The 13,722-nt window shown below is 63.2% G+C and carries 13 protein-coding genes; 10 read left to right on the top strand and 3 right to left on the bottom strand.

Annotation, left to right across the window (positions count from 1 at the left end; translation table 11 throughout):
* The 5 genes from AC1ECN_RS05640 to AC1ECN_RS05620 are packed head-to-tail and all read left to right on the top strand — an operon-like array spanning window position 1 to window position 6,237.
* Window positions 1-1,413 carry an amidase gene (locus AC1ECN_RS05640; protein ID WP_477952428.1) on the top strand — a complete coding sequence of 471 codons (1,413 nt, stop codon included), beginning with the start codon at window positions 1-3 and terminating at the stop codon, window positions 1,411-1,413.
* Window positions 1,410-2,942, top strand: coding sequence for an ABC transporter ATP-binding protein (locus AC1ECN_RS05635; protein ID WP_477952426.1), 1,533 nt, complete (start codon window positions 1,410-1,412; stop codon window positions 2,940-2,942). The genes AC1ECN_RS05640 and AC1ECN_RS05635 overlap by 4 nt, the downstream gene beginning before the upstream one ends.
* Entirely contained in the window at window positions 2,932-3,981 is a 1,050-nt protein-coding gene (locus tag AC1ECN_RS05630) for an ABC transporter permease (protein WP_027688767.1), read from the top strand. Before AC1ECN_RS05635 ends, AC1ECN_RS05630 begins: the two co-directional genes overlap by 11 nt.
* Entirely contained in the window at window positions 3,978-4,922 is a 945-nt protein-coding gene (locus AC1ECN_RS05625; protein WP_027688768.1) for an ABC transporter permease, read from the top strand. The genes AC1ECN_RS05630 and AC1ECN_RS05625 overlap by 4 nt, the downstream gene beginning before the upstream one ends.
* 25 nt (window positions 4,923-4,947) lie before the next feature.
* A complete protein-coding gene (locus tag AC1ECN_RS05620) occupies window positions 4,948-6,237 on the top strand; it encodes an amidohydrolase family protein (protein ID WP_477952424.1) in 1,290 nt (429 codons plus the stop codon).
* Between the two features lie 61 nt (window positions 6,238-6,298).
* Here AC1ECN_RS05620 and AC1ECN_RS05615 read toward each other — a convergent pair whose 3' ends face one another.
* Both AC1ECN_RS05615 and AC1ECN_RS05610 read right to left on the bottom strand, forming a co-directional pair.
* On the bottom strand, window positions 6,299-6,997 hold the full coding sequence (locus AC1ECN_RS05615) for a ribonuclease activity regulator RraA (RefSeq protein WP_130704305.1): 699 nt from the start codon (window positions 6,995-6,997) through the stop codon (window positions 6,299-6,301).
* 27 nt (window positions 6,998-7,024) lie between these two features.
* On the bottom strand, window positions 7,025-7,810 hold the full coding sequence (locus tag AC1ECN_RS05610) for an SDR family oxidoreductase (RefSeq protein WP_477952422.1): 786 nt from the start codon (window positions 7,808-7,810) through the stop codon (window positions 7,025-7,027).
* A gap of 97 nt (window positions 7,811-7,907) precedes the next feature.
* On the opposite strand from AC1ECN_RS05610, the gene AC1ECN_RS05605 reads away from it, so the two are divergent.
* A complete protein-coding gene (locus tag AC1ECN_RS05605) occupies window positions 7,908-8,780 on the top strand; it encodes a LysR family transcriptional regulator (RefSeq protein WP_018069376.1) in 873 nt (290 codons plus the stop codon).
* 6 nt (window positions 8,781-8,786) lie between these two features.
* On the opposite strand, the gene msrA is transcribed toward AC1ECN_RS05605, so the two are convergent.
* A complete protein-coding gene (gene msrA / locus AC1ECN_RS05600) occupies window positions 8,787-9,296 on the bottom strand; it encodes a peptide-methionine (S)-S-oxide reductase MsrA (RefSeq protein ID WP_003551975.1) in 510 nt (169 codons plus the stop codon).
* A 185-nt stretch (window positions 9,297-9,481) separates the two neighbouring features.
* Here msrA and AC1ECN_RS05595 point away from each other — a divergent pair, with 185 nt between their 5' ends.
* The 4 genes from AC1ECN_RS05595 to AC1ECN_RS05580 all read left to right on the top strand — a co-directional run bounded on the left by AC1ECN_RS05595 (window position 9,482) and on the right by AC1ECN_RS05580 (window position 13,517).
* Complete coding sequence (locus AC1ECN_RS05595; RefSeq protein WP_477952419.1) at window positions 9,482-10,627, top strand: extracellular solute-binding protein; 1,146 nt, start codon at window positions 9,482-9,484, stop codon at window positions 10,625-10,627.
* On the top strand, window positions 10,627-11,517 hold the full coding sequence (locus AC1ECN_RS05590; protein ID WP_477952418.1) for an ABC transporter permease: 891 nt from the start codon (window positions 10,627-10,629) through the stop codon (window positions 11,515-11,517). Before AC1ECN_RS05595 ends, AC1ECN_RS05590 begins: the two co-directional genes overlap by 1 nt.
* A complete protein-coding gene (locus AC1ECN_RS05585; protein ID WP_131716286.1) occupies window positions 11,514-12,341 on the top strand; it encodes an ABC transporter permease in 828 nt (275 codons plus the stop codon). The genes AC1ECN_RS05590 and AC1ECN_RS05585 overlap by 4 nt, the downstream gene beginning before the upstream one ends.
* Window positions 12,342-12,434: 93 nt before the next feature.
* Window positions 12,435-13,517, top strand: a complete 1,083-nt coding sequence (locus tag AC1ECN_RS05580) for an ABC transporter ATP-binding protein (protein WP_026170684.1) — start codon at window positions 12,435-12,437, stop codon at window positions 13,515-13,517.
* Window positions 13,518-13,722: the final 205 nt, after the last annotated feature.

Below are 13,722 nucleotides of genomic sequence, written 5' to 3'. Positions count from 1 at the left end.
ATGCAAGGCGATGCGACGGATCTGGCGGCAGTGATCAGGCATGGCAGCCTGAGCGCTGCGGAGGCGATGCAGGCTTCTCTTGCCTCAGCCGTGCTGCAGGAGCCGCTCGGCGCCATCGCTTATCTCGATGCCGCCATGGGTCTCGCTTCTGCTGACGCTTGCGACCGGGAACGGCGGAGCGCGCCCGATCGCTTTGCCGCCAGGCCCTTTGCCGGGGTGCCGACCCTGGCAAAGGATCTCGGCGGCCCCTTCGCCGGGCTGCCGGTCACGGCCGGTTCCGGTCTCTTCGAAAGAAGGGGCGGCGAAGCGGACTCCGATCTGGCTGCCCGTTTCCGCGACGCCGGCTTCTGTCTGTTCGGCCTGACGACGAGCCCAGAATTCGGCCTGTCGCTTGCCAGCGAACCGGCGATCGGGCCGATCTGCCGCAATCCACTCGATCCGGCACGGACCGCCGGCGGCTCTTCCGGCGGTGCGGCGGCAGCGGTTGCCGCCGGGATCGTCGCGATCGCGCATGCCACGGATGCCGGCGGCTCGATCCGCGTGCCCGCCGCCTGCTGCGGCCTTGTCGGGATGAAGCCGACACGCGGCGCCATGCCGGGCGGGCCATCCTTCGGCAATCACCTCGCGGGTATCGCCAGCGAACTTGCGATCTGCCGTTCGGTGCGGGATACGGCGCTGATTTTCGCCACGCTGAGCGGCAAATCGCGAGGACCTTTTCCGGACCCCTCCCCTGTCGATATCGACAATCGCCGTTTGCGGATCGGCCTGCTTGTTGATACCGGCTCGGCCTATCCGACGGAGGACGATCGGCTCGCAGTCGTCGAGGCTGCAGCGCGTGCGCTGGAGAGCGCCGGACACGAGATCGTTCCGCTCGCCTGGGCCGAGTTCGAATGGAGCGTCGCTGCCGGCGGCCGCGCCTTCGCCGATATCGTCTCCGTCAACCTTGCGGCACTCATCAAGGCGGCGGCTCTGGATGAAAGCAGGGCCGAGCCTCTGACCCAGGCCTTCGCGGCGCGCGGACGAACGCTTCCGGCGACATCGCTCTGGAACACGCTGAACAATGCCGTCCTGGTGAGCCGTAAGCTCTGGGAACTGTTCGACAGGGTCGATTGCATCCTCATGCCGATGCTGTCCTCCGCGCCCCTTGCGATCGGCTCCTTTCCGTCTGATCATGCCGACACGGATCTGCATCTCGAGCGGACGACGGCATTTGCGCCGCTTGCCTGCCTCGCCAATATTTCGGGTTTTCCTGCTTTGACGCTGCCTTTCGGACAGGATGAGCATGCCATGCCGCTGCCGGTGCAGATCATGGCGCCGATGGGTCACGAGCCGCGTCTGCTGTCGCTTGCCGCCCGCCTGGAGGCCGAGGGGCGGTGGCAGCATCGTTTTCCCGTCGCAGGATTGCCGTCATGACCGGGCCTGTGCTGGAAATTATCGGCGTCAGCAAGCGCTTCGGCGGCAATCTCGCCAATGACGATATTTCGATGACGCTTGCAAAGGGCGAGGTCGTGGCCCTGCTTGGCGAGAACGGCGCGGGCAAGACCACGCTGATGAACATCCTTTTCGGCCATTACATGCCGGATGCAGGCCGGATCCTGATCGAGGGCACGGAGGTGCCGCAGGGCAAGCCGCGTGCCGCAATCCGCGCCGGCGTCGGCATGGTGCATCAGCATTTCTCGCTGGCGCCCAATCTGACCGTTCTCGAAAATGTCATGACCGGCACGGAAAGACTGTGGTCCTGGCGCTCGGGAACAACAGCGGCGCGGAAGAAGCTGCTCACAATTTCAGAGCGCTTCGGCCTCAAGGTCGATCCGGATGCCCGCCTTGGCGACCTGTCGGTCGGCGAGCAGCAGAGAGTCGAGATCCTCAAGGCGCTCTACAACGATGCCCGCATCCTGATCCTCGACGAGCCGACGGCGGTGCTGACCAACATCGAGGCCGAGCGGCTGTTCACGACGCTGAAGGAAATGGCCCGCCAGGGCCTGTCGCTGATCTTCATCTCGCACAAGCTCGACGAGGTCATGGCCGCGGCCGACCGCATCGTGGTCTTACGCGGCGGCAAGATGGTTGCTGAGCGCAAGGCATCGGAAACCAGCAAGGCGGAACTGGCCGAACTGATGGTCGGCCGCCGCGTGACGCGGCCTGTGCGCGAGCCGTCGACACCGGGTGCGGTTGCCCTCGAAGCGGCCGATGTGACGGTCCGCACCGGCGGCGTTGATCGGCTGAAATCGGTCAGCTTCCGGCTGCACCAGGGCGAAATCCTCGGCATCATCGGCGTTTCAGGCAATGGCCAGGCGACATTGGCGCATCTTCTCTCCGGTATGCTGGCGCGCAGCGGCGGCGACCTTCTGCTCTTCGGGGAAGCCGTCGGCAATCTTGGTGTTTCCGATGTCGTCGACGCCGGTATCGGCCGCATTCCCGAGGACCGTAACGAGGAGGGCGTGATCGGCGAAATGGCGATCTGGGAAAACGTCGTGCTGGAGCGCATCGCATCGCCGGGTTTTTCGCGCCATGGCCTCGTCAACCGCAAGGCGGGCATGGCTTTCGCGACCGAAATTATCGACGGGTTCGATGTCCGCGGCGGCGGCCCGGCCATCCGCACCCGGCTGCTCTCAGGCGGCAATATGCAAAAGCTCATTCTCGGCCGCAACCTGCATCGGCGGCCGCGCATCCTGATTGCCGCGCAGCCGGCGCGCGGTCTCGACGAAGGGGCCGTGGCCGCCGTGCACGCACGCCTGCTTGAAGTCCGTCGGCAGGGTACCGCCGTGCTGCTGATCTCGGAGGACCTCGATGAGGTGATCGCGCTTGCCGATCGCATACAGGCAATCGTCGGCGGCCGCCTGTCTCCGCCCGTCGAGGCCGAAAGCGCCGACGCCCGCAGGCTGGGGCTGATGATGGCCGGCGAATGGCAGGAAAATCCAGAGGCCGGCCATGCGATTTGAGCGCCGCGAGCACCGTCCGCTTTACCTGCTGATCGTCACGCCTGTGATCGCGGTGATCGCAGCGCTGGCGCTTTCGGGCATCCTGATATCAATCGCCGGCGCGCCTGTTATCGATGCCTATTGGCGCATCCTGACGGGTGCCTTTGGTTCGCGGCTGTCGGCGACCGAAACGCTGACGCGGGCAACGCCGCTGATGCTGACGGGGCTTGCCGCCGCCGTCGCTTTCCGGGCGCGGCTCTGGAATATCGGTGCCGAGGGGCAGTTCTATCTCGGCGCCATCGCCGTTGCCGCGGCAAGCTCGAAGCTGCTCGGCAATCTTCCCGCCCCCATTCTCATTCCGCTGCTGCTGCTGGTCGGCGCGATTGCCGGCATGGTGCTGATCCTGATCCCGCTCTGGCTCAGGCTGCGCTTCTCCGTCGATGAGGTCGTCACCAGCCTGCTCTTGAACTTCATCGCCGTACTCTTCGTCTCGATGCTGATCGATGGCGTTCTCAAGGATCCGCTGGCCTTTGGCTGGCCGCAGTCGCAATCCGTCAGCGATCATGCCATGCTGCCGAAGCTGATTGCCCGCTCGCGCCTGCATATCGGCTTTGCGATCGCGATCGGGCTGGCCATCATCGTCCATTTCGTCCAGTCCCGCACCGTGTTCGGCATGCAGTCGCGCGCAGCAGGCCTCAATCCCGGCGGGGCCGTCTTTGCCGGCGTCCCGCTTGGCAGAACGCTGGTGAAGGTCGCCTGTCTCTCGGGCGGGCTTGCGGGGTTGGCGGGAGCAATCGAGGTCATGGGCGTCAAGGGTTATGTGACGACCGACCTGTCGCCAGGCTTCGGCTATGCCGGTATCGTCGTCGCCATGCTCGCCAACCTCAATCCACTCGGCGTCGTCTTCGCCGCCATTTTCACCGCCACCATGTTCGTGGGCGCGGACGGCATGAGCCGCGGCCTCGGCATCCCGACCTATATCGCCGATGTCACGGTGGCGCTGTCGCTGCTGACGATGCTGATTGCATTGTTCTTCACCCAATACAGGATCCGGCGATGATGCAGCTGTTCGACATCATCGCTTCCGCCGGGCTCTGGGCGGCAATCCTGCGGATCGCCACGCCGCTGATTTTCGGCACGCTCGGCGCACTGCTCTGCGAACGGGCAGGTGTGCTCAATCTCGGCATCGAAGGCATCATGACCTTCGGCGCGATGATCGGCTGGCTTTCGGTCTATCACGGCGCCGATCTCTGGACCGGCCTGCTGATCGCCGCGGTCGCCGGCGGCGTCTTCGGCCTGCTGCATGCCGGCCTGACGGTGACGCTCGGCCTCTCCCAGCATGTCTCCGGTCTCGGCGTCACGCTGTTTGCCTCAAGCTTCAGCTATTATGTCTTCCGGCTGATCGTGCCGCTTGCCAATACCCCACCCACCATCGTGCCGTTCCAGCCGATCGCCATTCCTGGTCTCTCGACATTGCCCTTCATCGGGCCGGCCTTCTTCACGCAGACGGCGCCGACCTATCTCGCAATCATTGTCGCCCTGCTGATGGCCTACATCATCTTCCGCACCCCCGTCGGCCTTGCAATCCGCATGACCGGCGAGAACCCGCATGCAGCCGAAGCCCAGGGCGTCAATCCGATGAAGGTGCGCTATGGCGCGGTCATCATGGGAAGCGCGCTGATGGGAATGGGCGGCGCTTTCCTGACACTGTCGGCCTTCAACAGCTTCTTCCCCACAATGGTGCAGGGACGCGGCTGGATCTGCATCGCGCTCGTCGTCTTCGCCTCCTGGCGGCCGGGCCGCGCGCTTTTCGGCGCCCTGCTCTTTGCCTTCTTCGATGCCTTTCAGCTTCGGCTGCAAACCGCACTCAGCGGGCTCGTGCCCTATCAGCTCTTTCTGATGACGCCCTATATCCTTTCCATTGCCGCCCTTGCCGTCATGGCCCGCCGCGCCCGCGTTCCACAGGCGCTGATGCAGCCCTATCGGCGCGGCGAACGCTGAACCACTTCTGTCCAATGAGGCTCCGATGTTCGATCTGATCGTCAGAAATGCAAATCTCCCTGATGGCCGAAAGGGGATCGATATCGGCATCCAGGGCGGCAAGATCATCACTGCCGAGCCCAATCTCCAGGCGCAGGCGCAAGAAGAGATCGACGCGACCGGCCGGCTGGTCAGCCCGCCCTTCGTCGATCCGCATTTCCATATGGACGCCACCCTGTCGCTCGGCCTGCCGCGCATGAACGTATCCGGCACGCTGCTCGAGGGCATCGCGCTCTGGGGAGAGTTGCGCCCGATCGTGACGAAAGAGGAACTGGTTGATCGTGCGTTGCGCTATTGCGATCTGGCGGTCACGCAGGGCCTGCTCTTCATCCGCAGCCATGTCGACACCAGCGATCCCAGGCTGGTGACCGTCGAGGCGATGATCGAGGTTCGCGAAAAGGTCGCGCCCTATATCGATCTGCAGCTGGTCGCCTTCCCCCAGGACGGTTACTACCGCTCGCCGGGCGCAATCGACGCGCTCGACCGCGCCCTCGACATGGGCGTCGATATCGTCGGCGGCATTCCGCATTTCGAACGGACGATGGGCGAAGGTACGGCGTCAGTCGAGGCGCTCTGCCGCACCGCCGCCGATCGCGGCCTGCCGGTCGACATCCATTGCGACGAAACCGACGATCCGCTCTCGCGCCATATCGAGACGCTGGCTGCGGAAACCATCCGCTTCGGCCTGCAGGGGCGCGTCGCCGGCTCGCATCTGACCTCGATGCATTCGATGGACAATTATTATGTTTCCAAGCTCATTCCGCTGATGGCGGAGGCCGAGATCAACGTCATCCCCAATCCGCTGATCAACATCATGCTGCAGGGCCGGCACGACACCTATCCGAAACGCCGCGGCATGACCCGCGTGCGGGAGCTGATGGATGCCGGGCTCAACGTTTCCTTCGGGCACGACTGCGTCATGGACCCCTGGTATTCGATGGGGTCGGGCGACATGCTGGAGGTCGGCCACATGGCAATCCATGTCGCGCAGATGGCCGGCATCGACGACAAGAAGAAGATCTTCGACGCGCTGACCGTCAATTCGGCGAAGACGATGGGCCTTGCAGGCTACGGCCTGGAAAAGGGATGCAGCGCCGACCTGGTCATCCTTCAGGCCAGCGACACGCTGGAAGCGCTGCGGCTGAAACCCAACCGCCTGGCGGTGATCCGCCGCGGCAAGGTCATTGCGCGGTCGGCGCCACGCATCGGTGAGCTTTTCCTGGACGGGCGCCCGGCACGGATCGACGGCGGCCTGGATTACGCACCTCGTTATTGAGATGGGGCGAAAGCAAAAGGGCCGCGAAGCCGCGACCTCCTCAATCCGCCTGGCCTGGAGCCTATTTCTTCGAAGCCTCGTAGAGCGCCTTGGTTTCGGCGTTCATCGGGTAGAGGCCGGGCAGCGGCACGCCTTCATCGATCTTCGTCATGATCCAGGCTTCCATGCGCTCCTGTTCCGGCGCTTCATCGAGCACCGCCTCGAGCAAATCCGCTGGAATCAACACCGCGCCATCCTGGTCGACGACGATAATGTCGTCAGGAAAGACCGCAACGCCGCCGCAGCCGATCGGTTGCTGCCAGGCTACGAAGGTGAGGCCAGCGACCGAAGGGGGTGCTGCGACGCCGCGGCACCAGACCGGCAGGTTGGCATCGAGCACGCCGGCAAGGTCGCGTACGACGCCGTCGGAGACGAGGGCTGCAACGCCTCTCTTCTGCATGCGGGCGCAGAGAATATCGCCGAAGATGCCTGCATCGGTGACACCCATCGCATCGACGACGGCGACACAGCCTTCCGGCATCGCCTCGATCGCGGCGCGCGTCGAGATCGGCGAGGCCCAGGATGCCGGCGTCGCCAGATCTTCGCGAGCCGGAACGAAGCGCAGGGTGAAAGCCGGGCCGACGATGCGCGGCTGGCCGGGCTTCAGCGGAACGGCGCCGCGGATCCAGACGTTGCGCAGGCCCTTCTTCAGAAGAACGGTCGTCAGGGTCGCCGTCGAGACGGTTTTGAGGGTTGCTATCGCTTCAGCGCTGAGGGCCATCGGGTATCGGTTCCAATTCGGTTTCTGTCAGATGCTCTGGATCATGCCGCCATCGACGCGGATCACCGATCCGGTAAGATAGGAGGCAGGCTCGCTTGCCAGGAAGGTGACGACATTGCCATATTCTTCTGGTCGGCCATAGCGGCCGAGCGGAATGCTGCCGGTGCTCTCAGTGACGACGTCATCGATGGAGCGGTTTTCGCGTTTGGCCTTCTGCTCGTCGAGGAAGGTGATGCGGCCGGTGGCGATCCGGCCCGGCAGGACGATGTTGACGGTGATGCCGTCGCGCCCGACCTCGCGAGCCAGTGTCTTCGACCAGCCGACCAATGACAGGCGCAGTGCATTCGAGATGCCGAGATTGGCGATCGGCGCGACCACGCCCGACGAGGTCGAGGTGACGATGCGCCCCCATTTGCGCGCCCGCATCTGCGGCAGCACCCGATCGGTAATGGCGATGACGGAAAGGACCATGCTCTGGAAATACTGGTTCCAGACCGTCGGATCCTGGCCGGAGACAGTGGTCGGCGGTGGGCCGCCGGTATTGTTGACGAGGATATCGACCGGTCCGAACTGGCGCTCGATTGCAGCGACATGCGCATCGATCGAACCGAGATCGGAAAGGTCCCATTGCAGGGCCAGCGCCTTGCCGCCTTCGGACTCGATTGCAGCCGCGGTCTTCTCAGCGGCGGCGAGATCGATATCCGCCACGGCAATTCTGGCGCCTTCGCGCGCAAGCTTGACGGCAATCGCGCTGCCCAGTCCGCCGCCGGCGCCAAGCACCAGGGCCGTCTTGTCCTTCAGGCCGAAATCCATTCCGCTCGTCTCCTCGTATGGTCGAGCCATCTTTCGGAGCAACGGATCGTAAATAAAATATCGCTTCTGCTTCGTTCAGGAGATAGAAAAACTATCGATGGACACACGTTTTCTCGAAACCTTCATTGTCGTTGCCGAGCGGCACTCGCTGGCGGAGGCCGCGCAGCGGCTGAACCTCACGCCCGCTGCTGTTGCCCAGCGCATCCGCGCATTGGAGGCCGAGCTCGGGGTGCGGCTGCTGGTGCGCTCCGGCCGCGTCATGCGGCCGACGGAGGCGGGTTTTGCCATTCTCGAGCGTTGCAGGGATCTGGTGCGCGATACACGCGACCTGAAGGCGATGGCCGGGACCGCGACGATTTCGGGCGAGATGCGGATCGGGGCGATCAATACGGCGCTGACCGGCCTCGTTCCCGACATTCTCCACCGTCTCGCCCAGGATTACCCGCTGATCGAGATCTTCCTCAAGCCGGGCGCGTCGATGGACCTCTATGCCGAGGTTTTGAACGGCGCGCTGGATGCGGCCTTCATCATCGAGCCGCGATTTCCGATGCAGAAGACGTTGACCTTCAACAAGCTGCGCCAGGAACCCCTGGTGCTGATCGCTCCGCGGGACTGTGAGGGGGCGGATCCGCACGAACTGTTGAAGACCCTGCCCTTCATCCGCTACGACCGTAACCAGTGGGGTGGTCATATCGCCGACGAATATCTGCGCGAGAGCGGGATCCATCCGGTCGAGCGTTATGAGCTCGACGCGCTGGAGGCGATCGCGGTGATGGTAGACCGCGGTCTCGGAATCTCGATCGTGCCGGATTGGGCGCCGCCCTGGCCGGCGGGATTGGATATCGTCAAGCTGCCCCTGCCCCGCTCGTCCGCTATGCGCACCGTCGGCATCGTGGTGACGCGATCCTCGCCACGGGCAAATCTCGTCGCCGCGCTTCTGGAAACCAGCCGCGCGGCGATGGGAGCCTGATCAATTTCAGGCGATCTTCTGGCGAACCGGCAGCTTCCAGCCGGGCCGGACGAAGTGGCAGGTATAGCCGTTCGGAATCCGCTCCAGATAATCCTGGTGCTCGGGTTCGGCTTCCCAGAAATCGCTGACCGGCACGACTTCGGTGACGACCTTGCCGGGCCACAGGCCTGATGCGTCGACATCGGCGATCGTATCCCTGGCGACGCGCTCCTGTTCAGGGGTGACGTAGAAGATTGCCGAGCGGTAGCTCAAGCCAACATCGTTGCCCTGGCGGTTGCGCGTGCTCGGGTCGTGGATCTGGAAGAAGAATTCGAGGATTTCCCGATAGCTGATCCTTGAGGGATCGAAGATGATCTCGATCGCCTCGGCATGGGTTCCGTGGTTGCGGTAGGTGGCATTCGGCACATCGCCGCCGGTATAGCCGACGCGGGTCGAAATCACGCCCTTGTATCGGCGGATGAGGTCCTGCATGCCCCAGAAGCAACCACCGGCGAGGACTGCACGTTCTTCGGTCATTGGATATCTCCTTTTCCGCAAGAGATAGTATCTCCTGCCGCCAATTTCCACACGGTGCAAAGAGCACAGCTGTGCAATTTCCTCCAGATACGCCCGATCTGTCATGTCGATGTTACGCGCCGGCGCTAGCAAGGCCTTGGACAATCCTGCGGAGGCTGAGCCTCGACACCTGATGGAGACGGGTTATGAATAGACGCGAATTTCTGATCACATCGTCAGCCGCAGCCGGTCTGCTGGCTCTTCCGCGTTTCGCATCGGCCGCAGCCGGCACGATCGACCTCTACAGCGGTTCGGATGCAAACATCGTCGACCTCTGGAACAACACCATCCGTCCGGCCTTCGAAAAGGCGCATCCGGGTGTCGCCCTGAAGGTCACCGATGCCGGCGACAATAATGGCCTGCGCGCCATCGCCGACCGTGCGCTCGCCGCGCTGAAGACGAAGACCGATCCGCAGGCCGACCTTTTCGAGCAGTTCGATCCGCGCCTGCCATCCGGCGGCATCGATGCCGGGCTCTGGGTCAAGTTCTCCGGCGAGAACATCGAGGGCTACGACCATATCAATCCGCTTGCCTTCGACACTCCCTACTCGCTTCCCTATCGCGGTTCGCAGGTCCTTCTCGCCTACGACACGACCAAGCTCGACCCGAAGGATGCACCGAAGAGCTGGGATCAGCTCACCGCCTGGATCAAGGCCAATCCGGGCCAGTTCATCTACAACCGTCCTGATAAGGGCGGTTCGGGCGGAAACTTCGTCCGCCGCGCGATCCATGAGGCCAATGGCCGCGATCCAAAGAAGTTCAAGATCGACAATTTCACTGCCGACTTCGCCACTGAGACCCTGACGCCGGCCTGGAAGATCCTCAACGACCTCGCCGCGGCGCTCTATGACAAGGGCGCCTATACGGCCGGCAACACCCAGTCGATCCAGCTGCTCGCCCAGGGCGTCGTCACCATGGTGCCGGTCTGGTCGGACCAGGTGCTGCAGGCGATCTCCCAGGGTGTGCTGCCTGATACGACCGGACTCGTGCAGCTTAGCGATCTCGCCCTTTGCGGCGGCTTCTCCAGCATCACCGTGTTCTCGAACGGCGCCAACAAGGATGTGGCCCTGAAACTTGCCGCATTCATGCTGACGAAGGAAATGCAAGAAGCGATCATCACGGAGATCGGTGGTTTCCCCGCCATCTCTTGGGATCACATCTCCGACGACCTCCGCAAGAAATATGCCGACGTCATTCCGTCGACCATTCCGACCTTCCCGGGCGGCGATTGGGAAAAGGCGATTGCCGACGGCTGGTACCGCAATGTTGCGCCAAGCATCAGCCGCACCTGATGTCCACCGACACTGCGCCGGCGGTTCTGCGCCGTCCCCGGTCCATCAACAGGGGGAGCTCTAGCGGGCTCCTCCTCGTTGCCCTGCCGGTCCTCCTGCTCGCATGGCTGATCGTCTTCCCGATCTTTTCGGCGGTCGTCGGCACGATCTTCGTTCCAGGCCCTGACGGCGCGACGGAATTCTCGCTTGCCTCCTATCGCTTCTTCTTCACCGACGGCTACAGCCTCGGCAATTTGTGGCTGACGCTCTGGACCACAGCCGTCTGCGGCATTCTGCTTCTGGCGATCGGCCTTCCGATCGCGCTTTACCTCCGGTTCTCGCAAGGGCGCCTTGCCGCCTATGTGCAGGCTCTTGCGATCTTCCCGATGTTCGTGCCCTCGATCATCCTTGCCTATGCGCTGATCAGGACGATCGGGCCGAACGGCACCGTCGATCTGCTGCTGAACGCCGTCAGCCTGCCGAAGCTGCGCACGCCCTATCTGACGCCGTGGGGACCGGTCATCGGCCTCGTCTGGGACAATCTTCCCCTGACGGTGCTGATGCTGACGGCCGGGCTTTCCTCCATTTCGAACAGTGCGATCGAAGCCGCCCGCGATGTCGGCGCAGGCCCTCTCCGGCTGTTCATCTCGATCATTCTTCCGCGCATGGGCAATTCCCTGCTGGTCACCGCGTCCTTCGCCGTACTGGGCATCTTCTCCGCCTTCACCCTGCCCTATGTGCTCGGCTCGGCATCGCCGGAGATGATGGGGCCGTTCATGCAGCGCACCTTCGCCGACATGAACGACCCGCTGAACGCCATGACCCAGGCCGTCATCACATTCGGCTTCTGCCTGGTCTTCGGTATCTTCTATATCAGGTCGATCGCCCGCAACCGCGAGGCCCAGCCGTGAGTGCCGGCAGATCGAGCTTCGGCCTGCGATTCGACTGGATCGGCTTGCTCTTTGCGTGCCTGCTGACGCTGTTCATCGCGCTGCCGCTGATCGTCGTCGGAACATGGGCTTTCACCGAGGTCTGGCGTTATCCATCGGTGATCCCGCAGCAATTCGGCCTGCGTTTCTGGGGCCAGACGCTGGCACGTCCGGATGTCTGGGACGCGCTCTTCCTCAGCCTGCGGTTGACGACGATGGTGACAATTCTTTCCGCCGTGATCTGCCTTCCCGCGGCTTACGCCTTCGCGCGCATGCGTTTTCCCGGCAGGAACATCCTGTTCCTGTCGTTCCTCGCATCGCATGCCTTTCCGAAATTCGGCCTGCTCGTCGCCATTGCCGGCATCTTCCTGCAGCTCGGCCTGATCAGCACCTTCTGGGGCGTCGTGCTGATCCAGCTTGTCGGCACGCTGATGCTGATGATCTGGATTCCGGTCGCAGCCTTCCAGAATGTCGACCGGCGCATGGAAGAGGCAGCACGCGACGCCGGTGCCACACCGCTGCGCGTCTTCTGGTCGATCACCCTGCCGCAGGCCGCACCGACGATATCAGCCGCGCTGCTCTTGACCTTCGTCGGCACTTTCTACGAGACCGAAGGCGCCTGGCTGATCGGCGCGCCCGAGATTCGCACCATGCCGGTGCTGATGATCAGCTTCATCAACAACCAGATCGTCGTGCAATACGGCGCCGTACTGTCAGTCATGCTGTGGGTGCCGTCCTTTATCGCGCTGATGTTTGCGCGCCGCGTGATCGGCACCGGCGCCTTTGCGAGAGGCTTCGGCGCGTGAAGCTTTGCTACATCAGAGATGGTGAGCATGAGGTCGTCCGAAAACCGCTCACACTTTTGGGCATCATGCTCTAGTTCAGGGAAGGGTTTGAGAATGGCACATCTTTCGATCGAGGGCGTTTCGAAGCTGTTCGGGACCACCTTTGCCGTTCGCGACTTCTCGCTCGAAGTCGGCGACGGCGAACTCGTCTGCCTGCTCGGCCCATCCGGTTCCGGCAAATCGACGCTTCTCAGGATGATCGGCGGCTTCGAGCGCCCGAGCGGCGGAACGATCCGCATCGACGCGAAGGACGTGACGACGCTGCCGCCCGAGCGGCGTCCGACCGGCATGGTGTTCCAGAGCCATGCGCTCTGGACGCACATGGATGTCTTCAACAACATCGCCTTCGGTCTGAAGCTCCGCCGGCTGCCGAAAGCGGAGATCCGTGAGCGTGTCGAGGATGCGTTGGCCCTGGTCGGTCTTGCCGATTACGGGCAGCGGATGACGACGCAGCTCTCCGGCGGCCAGCAGCAGCGTGTCGCCCTTGCCCGCTCGCTCGTGCTCGAGCCGAAGATCCTTCTGCTCGACGAGCCCTTCGCCAGCCTCGACCAGCACTTACGCGAAAGGTTGAGGGAGGAAGTGCGCGATATCCAGCAGCGCCTCGGCATCACCACGCTCTTCGTCACCCATGGCCAGGACGAGGCCTTAGCGCTCGCCGACCGCATCGTCGTCATGCGCGACGGAGGCACCGAACAGATCGCTCCGCCAAGCATCATCTACCGGCAGCCGCAGACGGCCTTCGTCGCCGGCTTCATCGGCTCGATGAATTTTGTCCAGAGCCGCATCAAAAACGGCGTCTGCGAGCATCCGCTGTTTACGCTTGCCGTTCCCGTCGAGGACGGGCCGGTGACGCTGGCCGCCCGCCCGGAAGCGCTGACGATCCGTTCCTCGGGCCGGGTCGATGCTGCGACAGTCCATCGCATCGTCGATTTCGGCACCCACAAGATGGTCGATGTCGATCTTGCCGATGGCACACGCCTGAAGGCGATGGTGGCGCCGGATGATCAGATCCGGGCCGGGATGAGAGTCGAGCCGAGCTTCGCCGGCTTTTTCATCTTCCGCGACAACGAGCTTGTCCACGCCGAGTTGCAGATCATGCCGCAGTACCTCGGCGACCGCATTAAGTCGCACACATAGATGCCTTTGATTCGGCATGAACGGCGCTTCAAGCTGTTGACTATGCCAGCTCACGCCGTGTGATCTGATGCCAGGCCTGATGTTTCGAACTAAAGTTAAAGTTTAGTCCGCGTTTTCCATGGTCTTTTTGTGTATCCGCGGTTGTGCGGAGCGACCGCCATTTCGATTATCTTAAAAAATTCAAACAGAAATGAAGGAATTTTAC

The organism is Rhizobium sp. 01N447_2 (assembly GCF_056399245.1).
This window is presented reverse-complemented; position numbering and strand designations above follow the sequence as displayed.

What these genes read in the sequence shown, in the direction of transcription:
- AC1ECN_RS05640 (WP_477952428.1), top strand. Translation starts at nt 1, where the DNA reads ATGCAAGGCGATGCGACGGATCTGGCGGCAGTGATCAGGCATGGCAGC.
- AC1ECN_RS05635 (WP_477952426.1), top strand. Translation starts at nt 1,410, where the DNA reads ATGACCGGGCCTGTGCTGGAAATTATCGGCGTCAGCAAGCGCTTCGGC.
- AC1ECN_RS05630 (WP_027688767.1), top strand. Translation starts at nt 2,932, where the DNA reads ATGCGATTTGAGCGCCGCGAGCACCGTCCGCTTTACCTGCTGATCGTC.
- AC1ECN_RS05625 (WP_027688768.1), top strand. Translation starts at nt 3,978, where the DNA reads ATGATGCAGCTGTTCGACATCATCGCTTCCGCCGGGCTCTGGGCGGCA.
- AC1ECN_RS05620 (WP_477952424.1), top strand. Translation starts at nt 4,948, where the DNA reads ATGTTCGATCTGATCGTCAGAAATGCAAATCTCCCTGATGGCCGAAAG.
- AC1ECN_RS05615 (WP_130704305.1), bottom strand. Translation starts at nt 6,997, where the DNA reads ATGGCCCTCAGCGCTGAAGCGATAGCAACCCTCAAAACCGTCTCGACG.
- AC1ECN_RS05610 (WP_477952422.1), bottom strand. Translation starts at nt 7,810, where the DNA reads ATGGATTTCGGCCTGAAGGACAAGACGGCCCTGGTGCTTGGCGCCGGC.
- AC1ECN_RS05605 (WP_018069376.1), top strand. Translation starts at nt 7,908, where the DNA reads ATGGACACACGTTTTCTCGAAACCTTCATTGTCGTTGCCGAGCGGCAC.
- msrA (WP_003551975.1), bottom strand. Translation starts at nt 9,296, where the DNA reads ATGACCGAAGAACGTGCAGTCCTCGCCGGTGGTTGCTTCTGGGGCATG.
- AC1ECN_RS05595 (WP_477952419.1), top strand. Translation starts at nt 9,482, where the DNA reads ATGAATAGACGCGAATTTCTGATCACATCGTCAGCCGCAGCCGGTCTG.
- AC1ECN_RS05590 (WP_477952418.1), top strand. Translation starts at nt 10,627, where the DNA reads ATGTCCACCGACACTGCGCCGGCGGTTCTGCGCCGTCCCCGGTCCATC.
- AC1ECN_RS05580 (WP_026170684.1), top strand. Translation starts at nt 12,435, where the DNA reads ATGGCACATCTTTCGATCGAGGGCGTTTCGAAGCTGTTCGGGACCACC.